Annotated in this window: 24 protein-coding genes; 10 read left to right on the forward strand and 14 right to left on the reverse strand. The window is 72.1% G+C overall.

The window, feature by feature from the left end:
* The first annotated feature begins 376 nt into the window (after window positions 1-376).
* Window positions 377-1,636, forward strand: coding sequence for a metallophosphoesterase (locus L1885_RS06255; protein ID WP_235795971.1), 1,260 nt, complete (start codon window positions 377-379; stop codon window positions 1,634-1,636).
* A 131-nt stretch (window positions 1,637-1,767) separates the two neighbouring features.
* Here the strand turns inward: L1885_RS06255 and L1885_RS06260 are convergent, their stop codons facing one another.
* Complete coding sequence (locus L1885_RS06260; RefSeq protein ID WP_235795972.1) at window positions 1,768-1,986, reverse strand: hypothetical protein; 219 nt, start codon at window positions 1,984-1,986, stop codon at window positions 1,768-1,770.
* A 231-nt stretch (window positions 1,987-2,217) separates the two neighbouring features.
* On the opposite strand from L1885_RS06260, the gene L1885_RS06265 reads away from it, so the two are divergent.
* Together L1885_RS06265 and L1885_RS06270 are read left to right on the forward strand one after the other, a co-directional pair.
* Complete coding sequence (locus tag L1885_RS06265) at window positions 2,218-3,015, forward strand: hypothetical protein (protein WP_235795973.1); 798 nt, start codon at window positions 2,218-2,220, stop codon at window positions 3,013-3,015.
* Window positions 3,016-3,160: 145 nt separating this feature from the next.
* Window positions 3,161-3,814: a DUF4291 domain-containing protein gene (locus tag L1885_RS06270; protein ID WP_235795974.1), complete on the forward strand. Its 654-nt coding sequence runs from the start codon at window positions 3,161-3,163 to the stop codon at window positions 3,812-3,814.
* 249 nt (window positions 3,815-4,063) lie between these two features.
* Here L1885_RS06270 and thiC read toward each other — a convergent pair whose 3' ends face one another.
* Window positions 4,064-5,824 carry a phosphomethylpyrimidine synthase ThiC gene (thiC, locus tag L1885_RS06275; protein ID WP_235795975.1) on the reverse strand — a complete coding sequence of 587 codons (1,761 nt, stop codon included), beginning with the start codon at window positions 5,822-5,824 and terminating at the stop codon, window positions 4,064-4,066.
* A gap of 197 nt (window positions 5,825-6,021) precedes the next feature.
* On the opposite strand from thiC, the gene L1885_RS06280 reads away from it, so the two are divergent.
* Complete coding sequence (locus L1885_RS06280; protein WP_372481868.1) at window positions 6,022-7,512, forward strand: YibE/F family protein; 1,491 nt, start codon at window positions 6,022-6,024, stop codon at window positions 7,510-7,512.
* 215 nt (window positions 7,513-7,727) lie between these two features.
* Here L1885_RS06280 and L1885_RS06285 read toward each other — a convergent pair whose 3' ends face one another.
* The 4 genes from L1885_RS06285 to L1885_RS06300 form a co-directional block, all read right to left on the reverse strand.
* On the reverse strand, window positions 7,728-8,162 hold the full coding sequence (locus L1885_RS06285; RefSeq protein ID WP_235795992.1) for an SsgA family sporulation/cell division regulator: 435 nt from the start codon (window positions 8,160-8,162) through the stop codon (window positions 7,728-7,730).
* Window positions 8,163-8,260: 98 nt separating this feature from the next.
* Complete coding sequence (locus L1885_RS06290; protein ID WP_235795976.1) at window positions 8,261-9,076, reverse strand: IclR family transcriptional regulator; 816 nt, start codon at window positions 9,074-9,076, stop codon at window positions 8,261-8,263.
* Between the two features lie 191 nt (window positions 9,077-9,267).
* Window positions 9,268-9,483: a DUF5326 family protein gene (locus tag L1885_RS06295; RefSeq protein WP_235795977.1), complete on the reverse strand. Its 216-nt coding sequence runs from the start codon at window positions 9,481-9,483 to the stop codon at window positions 9,268-9,270.
* Window positions 9,484-9,719: 236 nt separating this feature from the next.
* Window positions 9,720-10,037, reverse strand: a complete 318-nt coding sequence (locus L1885_RS06300) for a cupin domain-containing protein (RefSeq protein ID WP_235795978.1) — start codon at window positions 10,035-10,037, stop codon at window positions 9,720-9,722.
* Window positions 10,038-10,098: 61 nt separating this feature from the next.
* On the opposite strand from L1885_RS06300, the gene L1885_RS06305 reads away from it, so the two are divergent.
* The 3 genes from L1885_RS06305 (at window position 10,099) to L1885_RS06315 (ending at window position 12,951) form a co-directional block, all read left to right on the forward strand.
* Window positions 10,099-11,298 carry a cystathionine gamma-lyase gene (locus tag L1885_RS06305; protein WP_308117283.1) on the forward strand — a complete coding sequence of 400 codons (1,200 nt, stop codon included), beginning with the start codon at window positions 10,099-10,101 and terminating at the stop codon, window positions 11,296-11,298.
* 221 nt (window positions 11,299-11,519) lie between these two features.
* Window positions 11,520-12,413: a LysR family transcriptional regulator gene (locus L1885_RS06310; protein ID WP_235795979.1), complete on the forward strand. Its 894-nt coding sequence runs from the start codon at window positions 11,520-11,522 to the stop codon at window positions 12,411-12,413.
* A gap of 52 nt (window positions 12,414-12,465) precedes the next feature.
* Complete coding sequence (locus L1885_RS06315; protein ID WP_235795980.1) at window positions 12,466-12,951, forward strand: NUDIX hydrolase; 486 nt, start codon at window positions 12,466-12,468, stop codon at window positions 12,949-12,951.
* A 30-nt stretch (window positions 12,952-12,981) separates the two neighbouring features.
* On the opposite strand, the gene L1885_RS06320 is transcribed toward L1885_RS06315, so the two are convergent.
* Window positions 12,982-13,617: an HAD family hydrolase gene (locus L1885_RS06320; RefSeq protein WP_235795981.1), complete on the reverse strand. Its 636-nt coding sequence runs from the start codon at window positions 13,615-13,617 to the stop codon at window positions 12,982-12,984.
* A 132-nt stretch (window positions 13,618-13,749) separates the two neighbouring features.
* Between L1885_RS06320 and L1885_RS06325 the strand changes: the two genes are divergently transcribed.
* Both L1885_RS06325 and L1885_RS06330 read left to right on the forward strand, forming a co-directional pair.
* Window positions 13,750-14,640 (forward strand): GNAT family N-acetyltransferase, encoded by an 891-nt coding sequence (locus L1885_RS06325; protein WP_235795982.1) that lies wholly within the window; start codon window positions 13,750-13,752, stop codon window positions 14,638-14,640.
* Window positions 14,641-14,691: 51 nt separating this feature from the next.
* Window positions 14,692-15,150, forward strand: a complete 459-nt coding sequence (locus L1885_RS06330; RefSeq protein ID WP_235795983.1) for a GNAT family N-acetyltransferase — start codon at window positions 14,692-14,694, stop codon at window positions 15,148-15,150.
* A 214-nt stretch (window positions 15,151-15,364) separates the two neighbouring features.
* Here L1885_RS06330 and L1885_RS06335 read toward each other — a convergent pair whose 3' ends face one another.
* The 5 genes from L1885_RS06335 to dnaB form a co-directional block, all read right to left on the reverse strand.
* On the reverse strand, window positions 15,365-16,786 hold the full coding sequence (locus tag L1885_RS06335) for a serine hydrolase domain-containing protein (RefSeq protein ID WP_235795984.1): 1,422 nt from the start codon (window positions 16,784-16,786) through the stop codon (window positions 15,365-15,367).
* Between the two features lie 76 nt (window positions 16,787-16,862).
* Window positions 16,863-17,606, reverse strand: coding sequence for a maleylpyruvate isomerase family mycothiol-dependent enzyme (locus L1885_RS06340; protein ID WP_235795985.1), 744 nt, complete (start codon window positions 17,604-17,606; stop codon window positions 16,863-16,865).
* 60 nt (window positions 17,607-17,666) lie between these two features.
* Entirely contained in the window at window positions 17,667-18,248 is a 582-nt protein-coding gene (locus L1885_RS06345) for a GNAT family N-acetyltransferase (protein ID WP_235795986.1), read from the reverse strand.
* An 86-nt stretch (window positions 18,249-18,334) separates the two neighbouring features.
* A complete protein-coding gene (locus L1885_RS06350) occupies window positions 18,335-19,246 on the reverse strand; it encodes a phosphotransferase (RefSeq protein WP_235795987.1) in 912 nt (303 codons plus the stop codon).
* Between the two features lie 300 nt (window positions 19,247-19,546).
* A complete protein-coding gene (gene dnaB / locus L1885_RS06355) occupies window positions 19,547-21,025 on the reverse strand; it encodes a replicative DNA helicase (protein ID WP_235795988.1) in 1,479 nt (492 codons plus the stop codon).
* 422 nt (window positions 21,026-21,447) lie between these two features.
* Here dnaB and L1885_RS06360 point away from each other — a divergent pair, with 422 nt between their 5' ends.
* The gene (locus tag L1885_RS06360; RefSeq protein ID WP_235795989.1) at window positions 21,448-22,797 is read left to right on the forward strand and encodes an MATE family efflux transporter; all 1,350 of its coding nucleotides are present in this window, start codon (window positions 21,448-21,450) and stop codon (window positions 22,795-22,797) included.
* A gap of 515 nt (window positions 22,798-23,312) precedes the next feature.
* Here the strand turns inward: L1885_RS06360 and rplI are convergent.
* Together rplI and rpsR are read right to left on the reverse strand one after the other, a co-directional pair.
* Window positions 23,313-23,759 carry a 50S ribosomal protein L9 gene (gene rplI / locus L1885_RS06365; RefSeq protein ID WP_235795990.1) on the reverse strand — a complete coding sequence of 149 codons (447 nt, stop codon included), beginning with the start codon at window positions 23,757-23,759 and terminating at the stop codon, window positions 23,313-23,315.
* Window positions 23,760-23,777: 18 nt separating this feature from the next.
* Window positions 23,778-24,014 (reverse strand): 30S ribosomal protein S18, encoded by a 237-nt coding sequence (rpsR, locus tag L1885_RS06370; RefSeq protein ID WP_003967857.1) that lies wholly within the window; start codon window positions 24,012-24,014, stop codon window positions 23,778-23,780.
* Between the last annotated feature and the right edge of the window lie 191 nt (window positions 24,015-24,205).

Genomic DNA, 24,205 nt, shown 5'->3' on the forward strand with positions numbered 1-24,205 from the left:
CCCGCGCCGGCCGCACGCGGGGCGCGCCGAATGCGGAAGCGTGCGGGCCCGAGGGACGGACCGGCGCGCCCGGGGACCCGACGCGCGCCGTACGGGCACGCCCGCGACGGCCCGGAAGGTGCTCGCGCGCGGCGGCTGCCCCGGCCCCGGGCATAGGTCCAGACCTCTCCTTTTGGGGCGTTCGACGCGAAAAGAGCCGGTCGCCGGGCATCCGGTTCGGATTCACCACCCCTGGTGCGTCACACAGGAGGAGCTGCATTCCTATGATGGGCGCACGACACCGCGGGCGTTTTCCTCTCTCAGGTGGGCAGACCCCCACCCGAGCGGTACGGCCGACACGGTGTACGGCGGCGGCGCGACGGTGGTGGAGGGGTCGATGACACAGGGGGCCGACGAGGAACCCGTGGTGCGTACGGCGACGTTGCGCGACTTCCGCGTGCCTCCCTACGCGCAGGTTCCCGTGGGGACCGGCGAGCCGCCGGCCGGGCAGCCCGCATCCCTCGGCCGGCAGGAGCCCCAGGTGCCCGCGACGACACCCGAGCACGAGGCACCTCTCCGGGTCCCGGCCCAGGCCGCGGAGCCGGCCCTGGAGGCGGACCAGCCGCCGGCCGGGCGGGCCGTGCCCGTGGAGCACTCCCCCACGGCCGAGCAGTCGGTCGCGCCCGTGCACCCCGGAAACGCGATCCCGGACACCGAACTGCCCGAGGGCTACACCCCGACCGAACGCGACCTGCCGATCATCGGCGCACAGGCCGAACCGGCGCCCACCCTCGTGATGCAGCGGTCGGAGGACCAGGACGGCATGCCGAACCTCGGGCCGCTGTACGTGGTCGGCGACGTCCACGGCTACCTCGAGGAGCTGCTCGCCGCGCTCGCCGAGCAGGGTCTCGTCGACGGCGAGGGTCACTGGTCGGCCGGCACGGCGCGCCTGTGGTTCCTCGGCGACTTCACCGACCGGGGCCCCGACGGCGTCGGAGTGATCGACCTCGTCATGCGGCTGTCCGCCGAGGCCGCGGCCGCCGGCGGCTACTGCAAGGCCCTGATGGGCAACCACGAGCTGCTGCTGCTCGGCGCGAAGCGCTTCGGCCCCACGCCGGTCAGTTCCGGCGCCGGCACCGCGACCTTCCACGCCGCGTGGCTGCTCAACGGCGGCCAGCAGAGCGACATGGAGCGCCTCCAGGACGTCCACCTCCAGTGGATGTCCCGGCTCGACGCGGTGGCCGAGGAGGACGGGCACCTCCTGATGCACTCGGACACCACGGCGTACCTGGACTACGGCACGACGATCGACGACGTCAACGACACCGTGCACCAGATCCTCACGCGCAACGACGCCGACGAGTGCTGGGAGCTGTTCCGCAAGCTGACGAAGCGCTTCGCCTTCCGCGACGACGGCCCCGAGGCCGCGCGCGAACTCCTGTCGTCCTACGGCGGCGGGCGCATCGTGCACGGCCACAGCCCCATTCCGTATCTCCTCGGCGACGTCGGCGCGGAGGATCCCGACGACGGGAGCGGCCGCCCGGAGCCCGTCATCGAGGGTCCGCACGTGTACGCGGAGGGCCTGGCCGTCGCGATGGACGGCGGCGTGACCATGGCCGGAAAACTTCTCGTCGTCCAGCTTCCCCTGCACAACTGAATGCCTTCCGACAGGTGATTTCAGGAAAGTCCCTGTCACCGCGGGCCGGTACCGAACTACCATCGGCGTATCCGTAGCAGACTCTCCTCCGTTTCTGTCCGCCGCCCGTTGCCACGACGGGCGGGCCGGCCCTACGGAGCATCGGGGGATGCACCATGAACAGCGCTCCGCACCTGCTGGGCGAGGATCGTGCGGAATTCGAGCGCGCCCTCGACGAGGCACTGCGAACTGCCCACGAACGACCGGATCTCGCGGCGCTCGGTCGTCATCTGACCGCCCGTCAGCTGCGGGGCATGGCCCTGGACGCCCGGTCGCTGATCGCGCAGGCCGCCGCGCCGGAATACGAGCACTACCGCAAAGTACGCGAGGAATTTCGCGGTCACCGGTCCTTCTCCGCTGGTGAGGCGCGCCCGGGCGCGCCTGTTTCCACCCGGGGCGGGGACGATTTCGCGGCGCCTGACATCGCCGAATCTCCTTCCGTGCCTTCCGCCACGACTTCCGCTTCCGCCCCGCTTCTGCCCCGGACTTCCGTACTCGGATCTCCGGGGACGACGGGCGCGGGGATAATCGCGGTGATCGCGGTGCTGGTTCCGGTTCTCGCCGCGATCGCCGCAGTGATCTTCCTTCTGGCCGGATATCTGCTGAAAGCACTCGCCGCCGCCCGCCCTCTCGCCGATGCCCTGATCGCATTCGGCTGGTTCTTCGCGTCGGTCATGGCACTGGGCATCGTGGCCGCCGGCGTCGGGCTGCTGATCACGGCCGTACGGAACGCCTCGACGCAGATCCGCTCGGCGGGCACGGAATCCGGAGAGCCCGGCGAACTGGTGGAGGCACGCGCGGAGTGGCGCGCGGCCCTGCTCGAACGGGGCATAGTGCCGTACCTGCGCAGGATGCTGGTCGAAGCCGAGGGCCCGACCGCGTTCCTCGAGGGCGCTCCCTTCCCCGACGAGGACACGCGGCCTTCCGGTTCCGTTCGCCGCGTCGGCACGGTCGAGGACGGCCGGGCACCGGGAGGGGACCACGACGGCCCGGGCGCGGCGGGGCGTGAGGCGGCCCCGCCTGCGGGCGCGCCGTACCCGGAGGACCCCGACCCGGCCGCGGGCGAGCACGACCGCGAGGGCGACCGCGGCCCCGGGGGAGACCAGGACGCCCGGACCGGGCACGGCTGGGACCGCGGTCAGGAGCGACGCCCCGCCCCGGCCCGCGGCGACGGCGCGGGCCGGAACCAGGCGGCGCGCCACCAGTTCCCGAAGATCGGCTACAGCAGGCCCAACTACTCGAGCCCCGGCGGGGGCGCGAGCGGCGGCCGGGGACCGCGCTACTCCAGCCCCGACTTCAGCAGCCCCGACTACGGCGGTCCCGACCACCAGCCGGAATGAGCGCACCGCAGCCGGCGGGCCCCGGGGTCGGCGGCGGCAACGGCTGCCCGCGCAGAGGCCGCTGGGGGCCGACGCGGCGGCACGGGGAGCGGGTCCCCGGAAAACGCCTGGCAGCGTCTCCGGCCGGCACCCCATACTCACGGGCATGACAGGCACGACAGGGACCGCGCTCCGGGAGCGCCCGTCCTTCGAGATCCGGGCGTCGTACACGGACTCCACGATCACGGTGTACCAGGCGTACGACCCGGCGATCGGCGAACCGGCCGCGCGGGAGGGCCGGTTCCCGGCCGCGTGGAAGCGCGACCGCATGACGTGGGTCAAGCCCTCCTTCCTGTGGATGATGTACCGCTGCGGGTGGGGCACCAAGGAGGGCCAGGAGACCGTGCTCGCCGTGGAGATCACCCGCGACGGCTTCGACGGCGCGCTGCGTGGCGCCTGCCTCTCCCACTACGTGCCCGAGGTGCACGGGAGCCATGACGCGTGGCGGCGGGAGCTGCGGCGGTCGCCCGCCCGCGTGCAGTGGGACCCCGAACGCGACCTGCTGCTGCGCCCGTTGCCCCACCGCTCGCTCCAGCTCGGGCTGGCCGGGGACCTGCCCCGGCAGTACGCGGACGCCTGGGTGCGCTCGATCAGGGACGTCACACCCCTCGCCCGTACGATCACCGGCCTGGTCCGCGCGGGCGACCTGGCGGGCGCGGAGGCCCTGCTGCCCCACGAGCGCCCCTACCCGGCGGCCCCCGCCTCCCTGATCGCCGGAAGCCGGGTGCCCGCCGGGCCGGCCGTCCCGGGAAACGCCTGACCGCCGGAACGGCCCGCCCCGGGAGCGGTTGACCACCCGCCGGAACGGCCCGTGCCGGGAAAGGTTGACCGCCCGCCGGGCCGGAGGCACACACGCCCGGCCGTCGCCGTCACCACCGCGCGGTCTCGGTCGGGGCCTCACCCGCAGCCGCGCTCACCCGCGCCGCGACGGGCGGAGTCACGGGCGGAGTCACCGCTCGCCGCGGCCGCGGCGGTCCCGCGGGCCGGGTTCAGGGCCGTCCGTCCGCTCTCAGTCGGCCAGCGGCAGGTACACCCGGTTGCCCGGCGCGGCGAACTCGCGGGACTTCTCCGCCATGCCCTCCTCGATCTCGTCGATCTCCGCGCCCTCCAGATCCCCGCCGTGCCGGCGCCTGATGTCCTGGGAGATCTTCATCGAGCAGAACTTGGGCCCGCACATGGAGCAGAAGTGCGCCGTCTTCGCCGGTTCCGCCGGCAGCGTCTCGTCGTGGAACGAGCGCGCCGTGTCGGGATCGAGCGCGAGGTTGAACTGGTCCTCCCAGCGGAACTCGAAACGCGCGTCCGACAGCGCGTCGTCCCACTCCTGCGCCCCCGGATGGCCCTTCGCCAGGTCAGCCGCATGGGCCGCGATCTTGTAGGTGATGACGCCCGTCTTGACGTCGTCGCGGTCGGGCAGGCCGAGATGCTCCTTGGGGGTCACGTAGCAGAGCATCGCGGTGCCCCACCACGCGATCATCGCGGCGCCGATCCCGGACGTGATGTGGTCGTACGCGGGGGCGACATCCGTCGTCAGGGGGCCGAGCGTGTAGAACGGCGCCTCCTCGCAGATCTCCTGCTGCAGGTCGATGTTCTCCTTGATCTTGTGCATCGGGACGTGGCCGGGGCCCTCGATCATCGTCTGGACGCCGTGCCGCTTCGCCACGGCGTTGAGCTCCCCGAGCGTGCGCAACTCGGCGAACTGGGCCTCGTCGTTGGCGTCGGCGATCGACCCGGGCCGCAGCCCGTCGCCGAGCGAGAACGTCACGTCGTACGAGGCGAGGATCGAGCAGAGCTCCTCGAAGTTCTCGTACAGGAAGGACTCCTGGTGATGTGCCAGGCACCAGGCAGCCATGATCGATCCCCCGCGCGAGACGATGCCGGTCTTGCGTCGCGCGGTCAGCGGGACGTACCGCAGCAGCACGCCCGCATGGACGGTCATGTAGTCCACACCCTGCTCGGCCTGTTCGATCACCGTGTCGCGATAGATCTCCCAGGTCAGCTCCTCGGCCTTCCCGTCGACCTTCTCCAGCGCCTGGTAGAGCGGCACCGTGCCGATCGGCACGGGGGAGTTGCGCAGCACCCATTCGCGGGTCGTGTGGATGTTCCGGCCGGTCGAGAGGTCCATGACCGTGTCCGCGCCCCAGCGGGTGGCCCAGGTCATCTTGTCCACCTCCTCCTCGATGGAGGAGGTGACGGCGGAGTTGCCGATGTTCGCGTTGACCTTCACCAGGAACCTCTTGCCGATGATCATCGGCTCGATCTCCGGGTGGTTGACGTTGGCGGGCAGCACGGCGCGGCCCGCCGCGATCTCCTCGCGCACGGTCTCCGGCGGCACGCCCTCCCGCAGGGCGACGTACTCCATCTCCGGCGTGACGTCGCCGCGCCGCGCGTAGGCGAGCTGCGTGACGGCCCCGCCGCTCCTGCCGCGGCGCGGCGACCGGGGCCGGCCCGGGAAGACCGCGTCGAGATTGCGCAGTCCCCCGCGCGGTGCCGTGTGCTTGAGTCCGTCGTCCTCGGGGCGCGCGGGCCGTCCCGCGTACTCCTCGGTGTCGCCCCGAGCGATGATCCAGTTCTCCCGGAGCGGCGCGAGACCACGCCGTACGTCCGTCTCGACGCCCGGATCCGTGTACGGCCCGGACGTGTCGTACAACGTCACGTCCTCGCCGTTGGTGAGGTGCACCCGCCGTACGGGCACGCGGAGATCGGGGCGCGAGCCCTGCAGGTATCCCTTGTGCCAGCCGATTGCGGACGCGTCTGTGTCCTGAACGGTCATGTGACCAAACTCCCTACGCCGGCATTACCCGGTAACAGGTTCAGCGGTCGGCGCAGCAGGGGTGTCCGGGTCGAAGCCCGTCACCACACGTCAGCGCCCTCTCAGCCCGGTGCTCCGAGCTCCCGCGTGTGCAAATGCGCGACCACGCTAACGCCATCTCCCCGTCGAGGGACAGAGGGCCTCCTCCTCGCGTTGGCATGATCTGGCCTGTGACCCGATCTCAGCAGCCGTCGGAGCGACACCCCGAGCAGCAGCACGGCCACCCCGGCCCGCAGGTGGCGCCCTCGGAAGGCCCCTCCGGCGGCCACAGTCATCAGCACGGGCCGGCCGCCCCGGTCTCCCGTCACCTCCGCACCGTCATCGCTGCGGTTCTGGTTCCCTTCGCCGCCGCGGTCGTCGTCGGAATGGTGGTGCTGTGGCCGGGCGGTGCTCCGCCGCACCACCGCTCGGGCGTCGGTTTCGACCAGCAGACGGAGCAGGGTCGCGTGATCCGCGTCGTGCCGATGGACTGCGGCGACGCCCATGCCGCGCAGCTGCCGACCGCCGGCAACGGAAGCTCGGCATCCGACGGTTCGGGCTCCGGCTCAGCGTCCGGTGGGAGTTCCGGCCCGGCACCCTCCCCCGCGGCCGGACAGGGCGCCAAACAGGACTGCGAGAAGGCGACCGTCGAGGTGGAGAGCGGCAAGGACAGAGGCAGACGGTTCGACGAGGTCGTCCAGCCGGATGCCCCGCGTCGGTTTCACGTGAAACAGGACGTCGTCCTGTCGTACGCGCCCCAGGCACCGCACGATCTCCAGTACTCCGTCACGGACATCGACCGGAAGTTCCCGCTCTACCTCCTCGCCGCGGTCTTCGCCGTGGCGGTGGTCGTCGTCGGCCGGATGCGGGGTGTCATGGCGCTGGTCGCCCTCGCCGTGTCCTTCGGCGTCCTCACCTTCTTCATCCTTCCTGCCGTGCTGGGGGGTTCCAACCCGCTGGTGGTCGCGGTGATCGGGGCCGGCGCCATCATGCTGATCGCCCTGTATCTCTGTCACGGCCTGACGGCGCGCACCTCGGTCGCGGTGCTGGGCACCCTCATCTCGCTGGTGGTCACCGGAGCACTCGGACTGGTGTTCATCCACTGGACCGGCCTGACCGGCAACACCGACGAGAGCACCGGGCTCATCCACGGCCTCTACCCGGGCCTGGACATGAGTGGTCTGCTGCTGGCCGGGGTGATCATCGGTTCGCTGGGCGTCCTCGACGATGTGACGGTCACGCAGACGTCGGCGGTGTGGGAACTGCACCAGGCCGACCCCTCGATGGGCCCGCGGGCGCTGTACCGGGCGGGCATCCGGATCGGCAGGGACCACATCGCGTCCGTCGTCAACACGCTCGTGCTGGCCTACGCGGGCGCGGCGCTGCCGCTCCTGCTGCTGTTCACGATCGCGGACTCGGGGGTGGGGACGGTCGCCAACACCGAACTCGTCGCGGAGGAGATCGTCAGGACCCTGGTCGGCTCGATCGGCCTGGTGGCCTCGGTGCCCGTGACCACGGCGCTGGCCGCGCTGGTCGTCGCCGCGGATCGCACGGCGCCGTCGCCCCCGTACGGGGAGCGGGGTGGCGCCGGACACGTGCCGGAGCAGGCGGGCGAACGCCCCGTGCCCGGGCGGTCTCCGGGCAGCCGGGGACGCCGCCGCAAGCGCTGAACGGCCGCGGCGCCGAGCCCCGGGACATGGACCGGCCACACCCCCCACGGGACGGGCCGGGAGGCCGCCTCGGGCGGGCTCCGGACGGGGGAGGCGGCCGCGACGCGTGGGCCCACGCCACAGCCGCGAGCGGCCGGCGGTGTCCGCCCAGCAGGCGGAGTACCGCTGCCCGCCCGCCGGCGCACGCACGGCCCTCGTACGGGCGCCGGCGGGTCTCAGCCCGCGTTCTCCTCGGCCAGGATCCGGCCGAGTTCCTTCTCGAGCGACCCCTCGAAATCGCCGGCCGACTGTTCCTGACCGAGCGGCACCAATCTGTCCGTGCGGTCGAGGAAGGCGACGAGCGGCGCCGCGCTCACACGGAACAGCGCGTGGTCCTCGCCGACCTGGAGCCGGATGTGGACGTCCGAAAGGTCCTCGGGCGACGTCGGCGCGATGTGCACATCGCCGTCCCCGCTCGGGACATTGATCCCGTCGACGAGCAGTTCGCGACCGAACGTCCACGTGACGGGCGCATCACCGGGAAGGTGGAACGTCATGCGCACCGCGTAGGGATCCTCGGTTTCATAGTGAAGCTCAACCGGAATCCGGAAGGCGAGCTCCTCGGAGACGAGAAAACTCATCTGGACCTCGGCCTGCACCGATTCGCGCATCATGCACCACTCCGGAGTAGATACGGCTAGGAATGATCCCCTTGCCCCCCTTGACGCAATCGTCCTCGAAGCGCTAACAGATCACAAGGAGTAATTTTTCAGATACTGATAGAGAAGGTTCCCGAGGTCAGCAGCGTGCTGATCTCTCTCCGTAACCGTTCGACGGTCGGCAGGAGCTGCTCCTCCCGCTCCAGTGGCACAGAAATGGCCATGGCTGCGGGGGCGGAGCCCACGGCTATGGGGAGCGCCGCGCAGGTCGTGCCGAGTGCGTACTCCTGCCGTTCGATCACCGGACGCAGGGGATCGCGGGCCGTGCGGTCCAGCGCGGCGAGGCGCGTGAGGAGGGCACCGGTACTGCGTACGGAGTAGGGCGTGAGCGCCGAGACGGGGTGGCGCTCCAGGTGGTCCCGGCGGGCGGCGGCGTCGAGCTGACCCAGCAGGCACTGCCCGAGGGCGTGCGCGTGGCCGGTCGCCCGGAAGTCCGCCCACTCCTCGACGGCCGGCGCCTCGGGCGCATCGGCCGTCGCGACGAGTTCGATCTCGCCGTCGCGGTAGACCGCCAGATACACGGGAACGCCGAGCCGGTCGCAGAGCGACCTGACGGTCTCGACGATCTTGCTGCGACGATTCTGCAGCGCCTCGTCCCGTGCCAGGCGGGGCACGGCGACGCCGAGCAGGAAGACCCCGCCCTCCCGGCGGAGGTAGCCCTCGTGGGTCAGCGTGCGCAGCAGGTGGTACGTGGTGGGAAGGGGGAGCCCGGCCTCGCGGGCGAGCTGCTTCGCCGGCGCTCCGTCCCGGTGGGAGGCCACGGACTCCAGGAGGCGCAGCGCCCGCTGGACGGACCCGATCAGCGTGGGCGCCCCGGCGCGCGCGGCAGCCGGGGCGTTCAGAGCGGAATATGGTGCTGTGGCCATCGGTCACCCCCGGGGGTGCTCACGGGCCGTGGCCCGCCCGCGGGGGCCGCCCCCGCGCACCCGCCGCGCCCGCGGAGACCGCCTGGGGGGCGCGGCAGAGACCAGTCACTCTAAAGCCACACCCGGGCCAAGGGTGGTTTCCCGTCCGGCTTTCCCCCGCGCGGGCTAACCGGCCCTCCGAGTGGCGCGGCCTACCATCCGTCCCGCGAGGACGACGACGTGAACTTGCGTACGAGGAAGATCAGTCCGCCGACCAGGGCGACCAGAATCAGGGCCTTGAACAGCAGCCCGATCACGAAGCCGACGATCGTCGTGATCAGCCCGCCGAAGACGAAGAGCACGATCAGCGGTATGGCGACCCACTTCACCCACCAGGGGAGCCCCGCGAATACCTGCCGCCCAGCCATCGCTCCTACCTCACTTCTCCGGACCTCTCCGGCTCTGTCCGGCGCATCCGACGTCCGCGGGCGCATCCGATTCACGTTCTCGGTGTATTCGATGCTAGAAGGCCACGCGACGAAACGGGGCGCCCGCGTCCCCCGCTCTCCCCTGATCCGACCCTGAGACGGGGGCCAGGGTCGCCCTCCGCATCAGGGGGGAGAGGTCCCCCGGCGGCGGTGCCGGCGAGCGGGGGCGGCCGTCCTCAGCTCTCGGGAGGCGAGAAGACGACCATGACCCTGAGGTCCTCCGTGATGTGGTGGAACTTGTGCGGGGTTCCGCGCGGCACGAAGACGACGCTCCCCCTCGCCACCTGCGTCGTCTCCGTCCCCACGGTGATCGACGCACGACCGCTCACCACCAGGTACACCTCGTCCTGCTGGTGGGGTTGCTGCCGGTCCACCGCGCCGGCGTCCAGCGCGTACAGCCCGAGCGACATCGTCTGCGCCCGCAGGAACTGGAGGTACGCGCCGTCGTTGGCCGCGCGCTCCGCCTCCAGCTCGTCGAGTCGGAAAGCCTTCATGCCACGATCAGACCATGAACCTCTGCGCAGTCAAGAAGATCTCCGAGGGTGAGGCGAAGCCGTGACCGACCAGGACGACCCGGGCGCCGGCGGCGCCCCCCGCGATGCCGCCGCGGGGCGCGAGACGGGGGAGGGGACGCGCGCCGTGCGCGCCGGGCTGCCGGAGCCGCTGAAGTACGAGCCGACCATGCCCGGGCCCGTCTTCGCCGCCCACTACCACCTGCCCGGCCCGCCGACCGGCCCCTACACCTACGGCCGCGACGAGAACCCGACCTGGACCCACCTCGAACGCGCCATCGGCGAGCTGGAGGCTCCCGGCCGGAGCGTCGAGACCGTCGTCTTCGCCTCGGGCATGGCCGCGATCTCCGCCGTCGCGCTGTCGCAGCTGCGCTCCGGCGACGTCGTCGTCTTCCCGGACGACGGCTACCAGGCGCTGCCCCTGCTGCACGAGCAGCTGCGGGCGTACGGCGTGGAGGTGCGGACCTCTCCGACCGGCGGCAACGCGCAGCGGAAGGTCCTGGACGGGGCGAAGCTCCTGTGGATCGAGACGCCCTCCAACCCCGGGCTCGACGTGTGCGACGTCCGCGCCCTGGCCCGGGAGGCCCACGAGCGCGGCGCCCTCGTCGCCGTCGACAACACCCTCGCCACGCCGCTCGGCCAGCGCCCGCTCGACCTCGGTGCGGACTTCTCCGTCGCCAGCGACACCAAGGGGATGACCGGCCACGGAGACGTGCTGCTCGGACACGTCTCCATCGCCGATGCCGAACTCGCCGCGTCGGTACGGCGGTGGCGCAAGATCGTCGGCGCGATCCCCGGCCCGATGGAGGCCTGGCTCGCGCACCGCTCCCTCGCCACCCTCCAGCTGCGCAACGACCGCCAGTGCGCCACGGCCCTCACGCTCGCGCACGCGCTGCGGGAACGTCCCGAGGTCAGCGGGTTGCGCTATCCGGGCCTCCCCGACGACCCGTCGCACCGCATCGCGTCCCTCCAGATGCGCCGTTACGGCTCCGTGGTGTCCTTCTCGCTGCCCGACCGCGATCACGCGGAGCGTTTTCTGGACGGTCTGCGCCTGGTGGATGACGCGACCAGCTTCGGAGGCGTACGGTCCACGGCGGAGCGGCGCGGACGCTGGGGCGGTGACGCCGTGCCCGAGGGCTTCATCAGGTTCTCGGTGGGGGCCGAGGACCCGGAGGATCTCGTCGCGGACGTCCTGCGCGCCCTCGACGCCCTTGGTTTCACGGGAAACCGGACCGCCGGCTGAAGCACCCCGCGCGCACGGGCGGCCCGAGCCTCCCCCCTCGTGGCTCGGGCCGCCCCGGGTTCCCCTGTCGAAGAACCACGCGTACAAGGCTAGTTGACTCTGCGTCAGTGTCCAATCACAGAAGAGGCACCCGCCTATCGACATATTTATAGTTGGTCGGCCGAGGGTCACGTTCCACGGCGAAGCCGCGCCCGGCGGACCGGCGGTGAGGAGGACGGCACATGGACCTCGCGCTCCTGCGCACGTTCGTCGCCGTGCACCGGGCCGGGTCCTTCACCCGCGCCGCCGCCCTCCTCGGTCTCTCGCAGCCCGCTGTCACCAGCCAGATAAGGACGCTGGAGCGCCAACTGGGCCGCCCTCTGTTCCTGCGCCAGGCCCGCGGGGTCACCCCGACCACCGTCGGCGACGAGCTGGCGCACCGGGCCGCTCCCCATCTCGACGCACTCGTCGAGATCACCGAGACCGACCTCCGGGGCGACGCCGGCGTCCGCACGCTCCACCTGGCGGGACCGCCCGAGTTCCTCTCGCTGCGCGTCCTGCCGGCGCTGATCCCCCTCACCGCCCAGGGCCTGGCCCTGCGCACCTCGTTCTCCGGCAACGGCGAGGAGACCCTGGCGTCCCTCGCAGCCGGCCACCACGACCTCGCCGTCACCACCGCACGGCCGCACGGCGAGTTGCTCAGCGCCGTGCCGCTGTGCGACGAGGAGCACGTCCTGGTCGCCGGGCCCCGGTGGGCCGCCCGGCTCGGCACGTCGGTCCTGAGGGAGGGGCAGGTCGTACTGTCCCGGCTCCCCGTCGTCGAAGTGCACGAGTCGCTGCCCTTCGTCTCCCGCTACTGGAGCGCCGTCTTCGACTCCCCGCCCGCCGCCTCCGGCACCGTGATCGTCCCCGACCTGCGCGCCGTACTCGCCTGCGCGACCGCGGGCGCGGGGCTCGCCGTACTGCCCCGGTACCTGTGCCAGGGGGCCCTGGACCGGGGCGAGGTCGTGGCGCTGCTCGACCCGCCCGTGCCGTCGCTGCGCACCTACTTCCTCGTGGCGCGCACCGGTACGCTGACGCTGCCTCCGATCGCGCGGGCGCACGAGTGGCTGCTGCGTGCTGCCGTCGACTGGTGACGGCGGAAGGGACGGGCGTTTCGGGGGCCGCCCCACGGGCCAACCTCTTCCCATGACCGAAAGTCCAGTGGTCAAGCGCACCGCACGCGCCGTCCTGCTCGACGGCGACGATCTGATACTGATCAAACGCACCAGGCCGGGGGTGGCGCCCTACTGGGTCACCCCCGGCGGCGGCGTGGAGGAGTCGGACGCCACGGTGGTCGACGCCCTGCACCGCGAGGTCGACGAGGAGCTCGGGGCCAAGATCACGGACGTGGTGCCGTGCTTCGTGGACACCGTCGAGCACGTCGCCGACAGCGACTGCGGCATCTCCGGGGTCAAGGTCCAGCACTTCTTCGTCTGCCGCCTGGAGTCCATGGACCCCTCCCTGCGGCACGGCCCCGAGGTGGACGCGCCGCGCGGCACCTACGAGATCGTCAGGGTGCCCTTCAGCCGCGTGGGGATCGCCGCGGTCCATCTCGTACCGCTGTCCCTCCGGCACTACCTCGACGGCAACATCGAGGGCGTACGCGCGATGCACGCGCCCGACCTGGGCTGAGCGCCGGAGGCCCGGTGCCCCGGCGGCGTGTCAGCCGCTCACCAGCCGGTAGGCGTCGCGGAGGTCACCGCCGTCATAGGCATGTGTGGCCATGCGCGCGACGTGATGGTCGCCGTTGATCGCGACCGCGCTGCCCACCACGCGGAAGAGTTCGGTGTCGGAGAGCGAGTCGCCGTAGGCCACGCAGTACTCCAGCTCGATCCCCAGCTCCGCGCAGAGGCGCCGCGCCGTGCTCACCTTCGCCGCGGGACTGAGGATCCCGGACCGGACGACAGGCTCTGTGAACGGCACGGCGGGCCACGCCGAGGCGTGCGCCGCATGCACCCCCCACTCCAGCAGTCGTTCCACGAAGAAACTCGGCCCCAGCGAGATCACCGCGCAGTAGTCTCCACGGGCCCGGATGTCCGCCCAGACCTCGCGGATCCCCTCCAGCCAGGGCGCCTGCTCGAAAGCGGCCGAGACCTGCTCCACGGTGAGTTCCGCCCACAGCTCCCTGGCCCGCACCGCGAAGTCCGCCGGTGACAGCCCCTCTGCGACGAACCGGCGCTCCAGCTCCCCGACCTCCGCCGTCACGCCCAGCTGGCGGGAGATCTCCAGCGCTGCGGCAGAACCCCTGATCAGCGTGCCGTCGACGTCGAAGAGGTGCAGTCTGCGCGGGGTGGCCATGCCAGGGACAGTAGTACGCATGCACGGTCCCGGTCGCTGTGTCGTGTTTCACGTGAAACCGTCAGCCGAGATTTGTGGCCACTTTGCCGAAAGAGGTGGACGAACGATCACCGCCTCCGTCAGCCTGGCCCCATGCCGACACCGCTCGACGAGCTCCCGATCCGGCCTCTCACCCCGCGTGACCTGCTCTCCTGCGTCGCGCTGGCGGTCGACCGAGGGTGGCCGCCCGACGAGCGCAAATGGCGGCTCCTGCTCACGGCAGGGAACGGATTCGGAATCGACGAGCCGTCCGGGGCCGGTTTGGCCGGTGCCTGCGTCCTGACGCGCTACGGCACTCCGGGCGCCGGTCCGGGACAGGAGCTGTCGGCGGTCGGCATGCTGCTCGTCGCGACGGCCTACGAGCGCCAGGGGCTCGGCGGGCGGCTGATGCGGCACATCCTGGGCGAGGCCGACGGCGCACCGCTCGCCCTCTACGCCACGCGTTTCGGGCAGGGACTCTACGAGCGGCTCGGCTTCGTCACGGCCGGGCAGAACGTCACCGTGAAGGGACGGCTCCGCCTCTCGCCCTCCTCGGGCGATCCCTCCCCTGCCGGCGTCACCGTGCGCACTGCGACGGCCGAGGACCTGCCCGCCGTCGCGGGGCTCGACGCGGAGGTCTTCGGCGTCGACCGCACCCTGATGATCACCAGGCTCCCCGCGTTCGCCGAACAGCTCCGCGTGGCTGTGGACGGCTCGGCGATCATCGGGTTCGGGGCCCTGTGGTCGAGTGCCTCCGCGGACGTGATCGGCCCGCTGGTCGCCCGCGACACCGCGACGGCCAAGGCCCTGATCGCATCACTCGCCGACGCCACCCACCGCCCGCTGCGTACGGACATCGACGCGCGCCACGAACACCTGCTCGCCTGGCTCAAGGAGCAGGGCATGGACGCCGTGCTCACCACCCCGCTCATGGTCCGCGACATCCCCGCCCTGCCCGGCGACCCCGAGCGGCGATACGCGCCGCTGACCATGGCGACCTGCTGACACCCTGGAGCACCGGCGGGCCGTTCGGGCCCGGATTCTAGGGTGGCGGTCATGAGCGACGACGACCTGACGATACGACCCGCCGGTGTGGACGACCTGCCCGCCATCGTGGCCATGCTGGCCGACGACGTGCTCGGCGCGCAGCGCGAGGACCCGAACAACCTCGCCCCCTACACGGCGGCGTTCCAGCGGCTGGCGGCCGACCCCAACCAGCAGCTGGTGGTGGCCGTGCGCGGTGATCGGGTCGTCGGCACCCTGCAGCTCTCGATCGTGCCCGGCCTGTCCCGGCAGGGCGCCTCCCGTTCCATCATCGAGGGCGTCCGGGTCCACGCGGACGAACGTGGAAGCGGCCTGGGCACGCGCTTCATCACCTGGGCCGTCGACGAGTCACGACGGCAGGGCTGCCAACTGGTGCAGCTCACCTCAGACGCGACCCGCATCGACGCGCACCGCTTCTACGAGCGGCTCGGATTCACGCCCTCGCACCTGGGCTTCAAGATGAACCTCTGAGTCCCTGCGCGGAACGCCGTCCGCGCGGCCCCGGCTCCGGAGGGCTGCCCGCGCGGCCCGGAGTCCCGAACGCCGTTCGCGCTGCCCACGCACTTCCGCGCACATGCCGGCGCGGGCCTCTGCGTGGCATCGCCGGCCGGGGAAGCCACCGTTTCACGTGAAACGGTGGCTTCCGGCCCTTACGGCCCCCGCCGCGTGGCCGGGTCCTCCGGACTCAGCGCCAGCCCTCCGCGTCCACGCCGCCAGGAACGACGTCGACCGGGTCGTACGGCTGGCGGGTGAGGACGAAGGTACCCAGGTCGAGATGGCTGACCGAACCGTCGGCCCGCCGCACCACGCGCAGCGTCTCCCCCGCGTAGTAGCCGTCGAGCCCGCGCCGGCTCGGGTCGACCGCGGGGCGGCCCCCCTCACCGCCGCCGCCCTCCTCGACCACGAAACGCGAACCGCGACCGTTCCCGCTCAGCGGATACAGCTCGACGCCGCCGTCCGACACGAGCTTCAGGCCGTAGGCGTTGGTCCCCCAGTACCACTGTCCGGCGATCTCCAGCAGTCCTTGATCGAACGCCTCCATGGGCCGCCAGGGCTCGGGAAGGCGCGGCTCGGCGTCCGCGACGAGGGTCACCAGGTCCGCGGCGATGCCACCGATCGCCGGCCCCGAAGTGGCATTGGCCAGCGCGACTCCCACCAGCCCCTCCTCCGCGTTGGCCCACAGGCAGGCCAGGAAACCCGGCAGGGAGCCCGTGTGGCCCAGGAGGGACAGACGACCCCGCTGGGCGAGCTGAAGGCCCAGTCCGTAGCCGCCGGCCCAGTCGTCCGGCTCGGGAGGCGCGGAGGGACGCCGCATCTCCGCGACGGTCTCCGCGCTCAGCACACGGTCGTCGCCCCGCAGGAGGAACCCGCCGAACCGGCAGAGGTCCCGCGCCGTCGACCACAGCTGCCCGGCCGGTGCCATCACCCCCAGGTCCTGCGGGGGCTCCGGCAGCATCGCGTCGGCCCAGGGGTGCACGGCCCACCCCTCCGCACGGGGCGCCACGGGCTCGGCCGTCGTCCGCCCGAGGGACAGGGGCACGAGTACTTCCTCGCGCAGCGCCTGCGCCCACGGCTTTCCGCGCAACTGCTCCACGACCGCGCCCAGCAGGGCGTAGCCGGGGTTGGAGTAGTGGTGCCGCCTACCCGCCGGATGCAGCAGCGGCTCGTCACCGAGAATGTCGGGGATCTTGGGACGCAGCGTCCCCGGGACGCGCTCCCACCAGGCGCCGGGCGGCTCCGCCCGCAACCCCGAGCTGTGGGCGAGCAACTGGGCGAGCGTCAGCTCCCCAGCCCCGGTCCCCGGCAGGTGCTTCTCCAGCGGGTCGGCGAGGTCCAGCAGTCCCTCGTCCCGCAGCCGCATCACCAGCACCGCGGTGAACGTCTTGGTGATGGAGCCGATCCGGAACTGGGTCGCCGCGTCGGGCGGGTGCCCGTCCAGGGAGCCGCGCCCTCCCTCCCACACCAGATGTCCGTCCCGCGCCACCGCGCCGACGAGGGAAGGGGCACGCCCCTGCGACTGGCCCACGGCCACCCGGTGCAGGAGCGCGCGCCGGGTGGTGGGGAGCAGGTCCCCCGCGGCGGGATCGGTCTCGAGAGATGAGGTCATGCCCCACCCTTACCCGTCCGCACCCCGCCGGTCGAGCACGGGTCCGCCCGGGGGCGCGGCGGGCCTCCGTTCGCCGTCAGTCCTCTCCGCACCAGGCCAGCAGGCGTTCGAGGATCTCCGGGTCGCCCTCCACCCGGAGCCGGTCCAGGGGAACGCGCCGGTACAGGGCCAGCACGAGGTCGCTCGCCGTGCCGTGCAGCCCGGCGTCGACGGGCGTGTCCGAGCACGCCCCGGCGGCCCCCGCCTCCGTCAGGTCGAACTCCCAGAACGCCCCCTCCGCCGCGTACAGCCCGACGCGGGCAGGCTTGCCCGGCCACGCCCCCGCCGTACCGAACGAGACCGCGGCGAACTCGTCGACGCCGTCGAGCGCGACGGCGTCCGGCAGCGGCTCGGGCCGCCCGGCGGCCTCCTGCGCGTCGTACGCGTGGACCGCCGCCTCCTGCACCTGGTGCCGCGCCACCGATCCCGCCGTCAGCGGCACGTCGGAGGCACCCCACCACGCCCAGCAGGAACGGTCGGCACCCGCGGCCCGCAGCGCGGTGAGCAGGGCCCCGGTGGCCTCCTGGAAGCGGTCCAGGAGGTCGGGAGCCGTGCTGGTGAGCCGCGCGGCCGGGGACGCGGCCGCCGGTCCCGCCGTCACCGCCCCGGCCCAGAAGAACTGCACCTCGGTGATGTGCTCCACCAACTGGCGCAGCGTCCAGTCGGGGCACGAGGGGACGCGAACCGTGGTGTCCGCGGCATCGGTCACAGCCGCGACGAGCGCCGCGGAGCGGTCGTCCACCAGCGCGAGCAGCCGCTCGAAGGCGAGAGGAGTGGTCACACCAGCTTCCTAGCAGGAAACGTGACGGCCCGGCAGGTGCGCGACACGCCTGACGTGGAATCAACCCGCGTCCGGCGCTCCGCCCGCACCCTGGCGCTCCCCGCGTTCGATGCCGTACAGCACCTGCGGGCGGCCGAATTCGACGAACCGCTCGCGGGCCCCCATCCCGACGGCCTCCAGCAGCCGCCGGGAGCGGACGTTCGCCTCCTCGGTGACGGCGATGACGGACGCGTCGCCCAACGGGACCGTGTCCAGGACCCACGTCAGGACCGCCGCGACCGCCTCCCGTCCGTAGCCGCGTCCCCAGTGCTCGGGCAGGAAGGAGTACGCCAGTTCCCAGCGCCCGTCGGGACGGTCGGCCACGTCGACCGACACCGTGCCGAGCACCTCGTCCGAGGGCAGGGCCGTCACGCTGAACACGCGGGGCCTCGAGTCGAACCTCTGCTGCCGCAGCCGCAGCCGCTCCCCGTCCACGGGACCGCCGAGGAAGCGCCGGACCTCACGATCCGTCCACAGCCGCGTATAGGCGTCCACGTCCCGCGCGCGGGCGGGACGCAGCACCAGCCGAGCGGTGCGCAGCACCCCGCCCCGCGGCAGGACCGGCCGGGCGCGGTACCCGGCCGAGGCGGAAGGTTCGTCCATGACCAGCACTATGGCGGACGTCCGCGCCGGGGCCCGGCGCCACGACGAGGGCCGGGCCGCCCGGTTTCCCGTACGGCTTGGCCGCCTCAGCAGGCGCGCCGTTCCGCCAGGTCGAGCCAGTGCTCCACGTCGGCCGCGCCGAAGTGCCGGATGGCCCAGTCGACCATGCGAAGGCTCATGTGGGCCCAGGCCGGGCGGAGTACCTCCTCCGGAAGCGCGTCGATCACGGCGTCCAGACGCCGCGTCACGCCCGGCTCGCTCTCGCCGGCGTGGAGGCCGAAGCGCAGCGTGACCAGGTCGAAGCCACGATCCCCGCGGGCCGCGCCGTCCCAGTCGACGACTCCGGTGATCCCGCCCCCGGTCGCCAGCATGTTGCCCGGGTGGAAGTCCCCGTGCACCGCGTCGTACCCGGGGAGCGAGCCCGTGCCCCGCGCGCCGACGCCGACGACCCAGCGCTCCAGCGCCGCGCTGCGGCCGCTGTGCCGGCGCAGCGGCTCGTGCAGGCAGTAGCCGTCCCCGTCGCCGTCCAGGTGGAGCCTCAGCGCGGGAACGTCCCGCCGACCGGCGAGCCGGCCGGCCTGCTGCTCGTTGAACCGCAGCGCCTGGTCCAGGCCCCGGTGGTCGAGGCGTTCGAGCGCGGAGCCCGGGAGCCGTTCCTGCACCGTGACGACCGCGTGGCCCACCTGGGCGACCAGCTCCGTGCCCGGAACCGGGCACCCGGCCCCGCGCATTGCCTCGGCGACGGCCAGCGGTCCCGCCCGCATCTCCTCGACGCGGCTGTGCGGGCGCCACTTGAGGACGGACCGGTGACCGTCGGGGCGGCGGACGTAGGCGGCGCCCACCTGCCCGCCGGGGCAGGGGCCCTCGACCGTCAGCACCGTCCCCGTCCGAGCCCGCAGGGCGGCCACGATCCGGGCCGCGTCCAACCGTTCGGCGCGCTCCCACCGCCGCCCGTCCGCCTCCTGCGCCTCACCCCCGCCGGGGCCCGGCGCGCTCACGGCGCGATTCCGCTCACGACTCGGCCCGCCTCACGTCGGCAACGGCGCGCAGCCGGCCGCCCTCCCCGGGCCCGCGGCGGCGCATCCAGGTGGTCATCGGTCCATGATGACGGCGCCGCCCGCCGCCGGCCCGGCTGTTCCTGCTGTTCCGCCGAGTCGGCGTGCGACGGGCTCCCTCGCTCAGTGCGCGGAGATGCGCCTGCTGTCCGCCGAGGCCCGCGTCGCCCCGCATCACATGCGCCGGCCCCCGGCACGGGCCCGCGCGCACCGCCCCGGTCACCGATCAGGCATGCGCCCCGATCAGGTCTGCGCCATGTCGACGAAGCGCGAGTAGTGGCCCTGGAAGGCGACCGTGATGGTGGCGGTGGGGCCGTTGCGGTGCTTGGCGACGATCAGGTCGGCCTCTCCCGCGCGCGGGGACTCCTTCTCGTAGGCGTCCTCGCGGTGCAGCAGGATGACCATGTCCGCGTCCTGCTCGATCGATCCCGATTCACGCAGGTCGGAGACCATCGGCTTCTTGTCGGTGCGCTGTTCGGGGCCACGGTTGAGCTGTGAGAGCGCGATGACCGGGATCTCCAGCTCCTTGGCCAGGAGCTTGAGGTTGCGGCTCATGTCCGAGACCTCCTGCTGGCGGCTCTCGGCTCGCTTGGAGCCGCCGGACTGCATCAGCTGGAGGTAGTCGATGACCACGAGCCGCAGGTCGTTGCGCTGTTTCAGGCGGCGGCACTTGGCCCGGATCTCCATCATCGACAGGTTCGGGGAGTCGTCGATGTACAGCGGCGCCTGCGTGACGTCGGGCATGCGGCGGGCCAGCCGGGTCCAGTCCTCGTCGGTCATCGTGCCCGAGCGCATGTGGTGCAGGGCGACGCGGGCCTCGGCGGACAGCAGGCGCATCGCGATCTCGTTGCGGCCCATTTCGAGGGAGAAGATCACGCTGGGCAGGTTGTTCTTGATGGAGGCCGCCCGCGCGAAGTCCAGCGCCAGCGTCGACTTGCCCATCGCGGGACGGGCCGCGATGACGATCATCTGACCGGGATGCAGGCCGTTGGTCAGCGAGTCGAAGTCGGTGAAGCCCGTCGGCACGCCGGTCATCTCGCCGCTGCGGGATCCGATGGCCTCGATCTCGTCGAGCGCGCCCTCCATGATGTCGCCGAGCGGGAGGTAGTCCTCGCTGGTGCGCTGCTCGGTGACGGCGTAGATCTCGGCCTGCGCGGAGTTCACGATCTCGTCGACGTCGCCGTCGGCCGCGTATCCCATCTGCGTGATCTTGGTGCCGGCCTCCACGAGGCGGCGCAGCACCGCCCGTTCGTGGACGATCTCCGCGTAGTACGAGGCGTTCGCCGCGGTCGGCACCGACTGGACCAGCGTGTGCAGGTAGGACGCCCCGCCGACGCGGGTGATCTCGCCGCGCTTGACCAGTTCGGCCGCGACGGTGATCGGGTCGGCGGGCTCGCCCTTCGCGTACAGGTCGAGGATGGCCAGGTAGACCGTCTCGTGGGCGGGACGGTAGAAGTCGTTCCCCTTGAGGATCTCCACGACGTCCGCGATCGCGTCCTTCGACAGCAGCATGCCGCCCAGGACGGACTGCTCGGCGTCGAGATCCTGCGGGGGCACCCGCTCGAACCCGGGCCCGCTGTCCCAACCGCCGCCGTCGGCACCGCGATCGTGCCGCTCGTCGCGGCCCCCGCGATCGCCGCCGCGCCGCTGCCGCGACATGGACGGACGCTCGTCGGGACCGGCGTCGGTCCAGGGGTTGTCCAATGGCTCGGGGATGCTCACCGGCCACCTCCTCACATCCGCCCTGCGGACCTCGCCGTGCCACTCTTTCTACGGCACGACACTGACAAAACGAGAGGGCTGGCTCCGGTCTCGGCGCGTCGGACGCCGGTCCACGGTAGGCCCGTCGGCACCGTCAGCCAATCTGGTTATCCACAGGCCATGTGGATGAGCGATCCAATGCTGTGGAGAACCTCACCGTTCCTGTGCACGAAGCGGGGGACAGCGCTGTGGACAAGGTCGGCCCCGTTTCCCACAACCTCACTTGACCTGGGACTTTGCCGTCCACGGGCTGTGGGGGAGAAAAACTTTTTCGGACGGACCAAGATCCGGGCAAAGACCACGAGCGAGGGCGCGACCCATGAAGCCTTGTAAGCATCCCGGGGCCATTGCGGCTCTTACCTGTGGAAGACTAGATTGAGAACATGACACAGGCCGCCGCCACGCCCAGGACACCCCTGCGCAAGGACCGCCGCCGCCACGACCGTGAGATCGTCGCGCTCGCCGTTCCCGCGTTCGGGGCGCTGGTGGCGGAGCCCCTCTTCGTCATGGTCGACAGCGCCATCGTGGGCCATCTCGGGACGCGGCAACTCGCGGGCCTGGGCATCGCGGCCGCCCTTCTGACGACCGCCGTCAGCGTCTTCGTGTTCCTCGCGTACGCCACGACCGCGGCAGTCGCCCGGCGCGTCGGCGCGGGGGATCTCCGAGCCGCGATCCAGCAGGGCATGGACGGCATCTGGCTGGCGATCCTCCTGGGCGCGCTCGTCATCGCGGTCACCCTGCCCACCGCTCCCTGGCTGGTGTCGGCCTTCGGCGCCTCCGACACGGCGGCCCCGTACGCGACCACGTATCTCCGCATCTCCAGCCTCGGCATCCCGGCCATGCTGATGGTGCTCGCGGCGACCGGCGTGCTCCGGGGGCTGCAGGACACCCGGACCCCGCTGTATGTGGCCGTCGGGGGGTTCGCGGCGAACGCCGGGCTCAACGCCTCCCTCGTCTACGGCGCCGGCCTCGGCATCGCGGGCTCGGCCTGGGGCACCGTGATCGCACAGTGCGCCATGGCCGCCGTCTACCTCGTCGTGGTCGTGCGGGGCGCCCGACGGCACGGCGCCTCCCTGCGTCCCGACGCGGCCGGGGTCCGGGCGAGCGCCCGGGCCGGCGTGCCCCTGCTGGTCCGCACGCTCTCGCTGCGGGCGGTGCTGCTCATCGCCACGGCGGTCGCCGCGGGGCTCAGCGACGTGGACATCGCCGCGCACCAGGTCGTCCTGTCGCTGTGGAGTCTCACCGCGTTCGCCCTGGACGCCATCGCCATCGCCGGTCAGGCGATCATCGGACGCCACCTGGGGGCGGGCGACGCCAGGGGCGCCCGTGAGGCGTGCCGGCGGATGATCCTGTGGGGGGTGGTCGCGGGCGCGGTCATCGGTGCCCTCATCGTGCTGGCCCGCCCCCTCTTCATCCCGCTGTTCACGGGCGACCCGACCGTACGGGACACGATGCTGCCCGCCCTTCTGGTCGTCGCGCTCATCCAGCCCGTCGCCGGCATCGTGTTCATCCTGGACGGCGTGCTGATGGGAGCGGGGGACGGCGTCTATCTGGCCGTCGCCATGGTGGTCACGCTGGCCGTCTTCGCCCCGGTGGCCCTGGCGGTGCCGTCCCTCGGCGGCGGACTCACGGCGCTGTGGTGGTCCATGGGACTCATGATGCTGATGCGGCTCATCACCCTGTCGCTGCGCATGCGTTCCGGGCGCTGGCTGGTCACGGGCGCGACCCGCTGACCTCGCGTCTCCCGCCGGAGCCGCTCCCGCAGGAGCCGCTCCCGGCGCCCGCCCATCTCTGACTCAGGCCGGGCCTCGTCCACCTCCGCCTCAGACCGGTACTCGTCCCCCTGCCTCAGGCCCGGCCACACCGGCGGCGGCCCTCGGTCCGACTCCGCGCCTCGACGGCGCCGACGGGTACGGGGCACCCCGCCCGCCACCGCCGCCACGTGGTCACGTTTCACGTGAAACGCACCCACGCACAAGATCCCGTTTCACGTGAAACGTCGCTCGCGACCGGACACCGGCGATGGGGAGGCGATGGGGAAACGACGCTCCCGGCAGGAGCCCCGCAACCCGTAGGAAGGGGCCGCACGGGACGGAGCCCTACACGACGGAGCCGTACGCGAAGAGCCCTCCGGGCAAGGAGCCCATGCGAAAGGGCCGCACCCCCGAGGGGGTGCGGCCCTTCACGAACCGACAGCGCGAGGCGCCGTGCACGAGGCACGAACCACGCGCCGAGGCAGCACCGCCGATCAGGCGGAGACGACCTCGATGCCGAGCTTCGCGGCGACCTCGGGGTGCAGCCGCACCGAGACCTGGTGCGAACCCAGGGTCTTGATGGGGGTGCCGAGCTCGATGCGACGCTTGTCGACCTCGGGACCGCCGGCCGACTTGATCGCCGAGGCGAGGTCGGCGGGGGTCACGGAGCCGAAGAGACGGCCCGCGTCGCCGGAGCGAACCGCGAGGCGCACGTTCACGCCTTCGAGACGGGCCTTGATCTCGTTGGCCTGCTCGATCGTGGCGATCTCGTGGATCTTGCGGGCGCGGCGGATCTGCGCCACGTCCTTCTCGCCGCCCTTGGTCCAACGGATCGCGAACCCGCGGGGGACGAGGTAGTTGCGGGCGTAGCCGTCCTTGACATCGACGACGTCGCCGGCAGCACCGAGGCCGCTGACCTCGTGGGTGAGGATGATCTTCATGATGCCGTCACCCTTCCCTTATCGCGCGGTGGACGTGTAGGGCAGCAGCGCCATCTCACGGCTGTTCTTCACGGCCGTGGCGACATCGCGCTGGTGCTGAGTGCAGTTGCCGGTGACCCGGCGGGCACGGATCTTGCCGCGGTCGGAAATGAACTTCCGCAGCATGTTCGTGTCCTTGTAGTCCACGTACTGGGTCTTGTCCTTGCAGAATGCGCAGACCTTCTTCTTAGGCTTGCGCACAGGCGGCTTCGCCATGGTGTTTCTCCTGTGTGATCAAGAAGTGTGGGTGCGAACCCGCTCCTCGAGGTCCCTCGCGGGCCCTCTAGAAGGGGGGTTCGTCCGAGTAGCCGCCGCCGGAGCTGCCGCCCCAGCTGCCCCCGCCGCCCTGCGGCGCCTGCTGGCCGCCGCCGGCCGGCGCGCTGGTCGCCCACGGGTCGTCGGCCGGA

Origin of the sequence: Streptomyces fuscigenes (assembly GCF_021556455.1) — a bacterium.
In the GTDB taxonomy this organism is placed as follows: Bacteria; Actinomycetota; Actinomycetes; order Streptomycetales; family Streptomycetaceae; genus Streptomyces; species Streptomyces fuscigenes.

Coding starts and splice junctions, on each gene's coding strand:
- L1885_RS06330 (WP_235795983.1), top strand. CDS start 14,692: ATGAGCGACGACGACCTGACGATACGACCCGCCGGTGTGGACGACCTG.
- rplI (WP_235795990.1), bottom strand. CDS start 23,759: ATGAAGATCATCCTCACCCACGAGGTCAGCGGCCTCGGTGCTGCCGGC.
- L1885_RS06295 (WP_235795977.1), bottom strand. CDS start 9,483: ATGGCTGGGCGGCAGGTATTCGCGGGGCTCCCCTGGTGGGTGAAGTGG.
- L1885_RS06270 (WP_235795974.1), top strand. CDS start 3,161: ATGACAGGCACGACAGGGACCGCGCTCCGGGAGCGCCCGTCCTTCGAG.
- rpsR (WP_003967857.1), bottom strand. CDS start 24,014: ATGGCGAAGCCGCCTGTGCGCAAGCCTAAGAAGAAGGTCTGCGCATTC.
- L1885_RS06285 (WP_235795992.1), bottom strand. CDS start 8,162: ATGCGCGAATCGGTGCAGGCCGAGGTCCAGATGAGTTTTCTCGTCTCC.
- L1885_RS06320 (WP_235795981.1), bottom strand. CDS start 13,617: ATGGCCACCCCGCGCAGACTGCACCTCTTCGACGTCGACGGCACGCTG.
- L1885_RS06290 (WP_235795976.1), bottom strand. CDS start 9,076: ATGGCCACAGCACCATATTCCGCTCTGAACGCCCCGGCTGCCGCGCGC.
- thiC (WP_235795975.1), bottom strand. CDS start 5,824: ATGACCGTTCAGGACACAGACGCGTCCGCAATCGGCTGGCACAAGGGA.
- L1885_RS06345 (WP_235795986.1), bottom strand. CDS start 18,248: ATGGACGAACCTTCCGCCTCGGCCGGGTACCGCGCCCGGCCGGTCCTG.
- L1885_RS06315 (WP_235795980.1), top strand. CDS start 12,466: ATGACCGAAAGTCCAGTGGTCAAGCGCACCGCACGCGCCGTCCTGCTC.
- L1885_RS06300 (WP_235795978.1), bottom strand. CDS start 10,037: ATGAAGGCTTTCCGACTCGACGAGCTGGAGGCGGAGCGCGCGGCCAAC.
- L1885_RS06280 (WP_372481868.1), top strand. CDS start 6,022: ATGATCTGGCCTGTGACCCGATCTCAGCAGCCGTCGGAGCGACACCCC.
- L1885_RS06255 (WP_235795971.1), top strand. CDS start 377: ATGACACAGGGGGCCGACGAGGAACCCGTGGTGCGTACGGCGACGTTG.
- L1885_RS06360 (WP_235795989.1), top strand. CDS start 21,448: ATGACACAGGCCGCCGCCACGCCCAGGACACCCCTGCGCAAGGACCGC.
- L1885_RS06310 (WP_235795979.1), top strand. CDS start 11,520: ATGGACCTCGCGCTCCTGCGCACGTTCGTCGCCGTGCACCGGGCCGGG.
- L1885_RS06325 (WP_235795982.1), top strand. CDS start 13,750: ATGCCGACACCGCTCGACGAGCTCCCGATCCGGCCTCTCACCCCGCGT.
- L1885_RS06335 (WP_235795984.1), bottom strand. CDS start 16,786: ATGACCTCATCTCTCGAGACCGATCCCGCCGCGGGGGACCTGCTCCCC.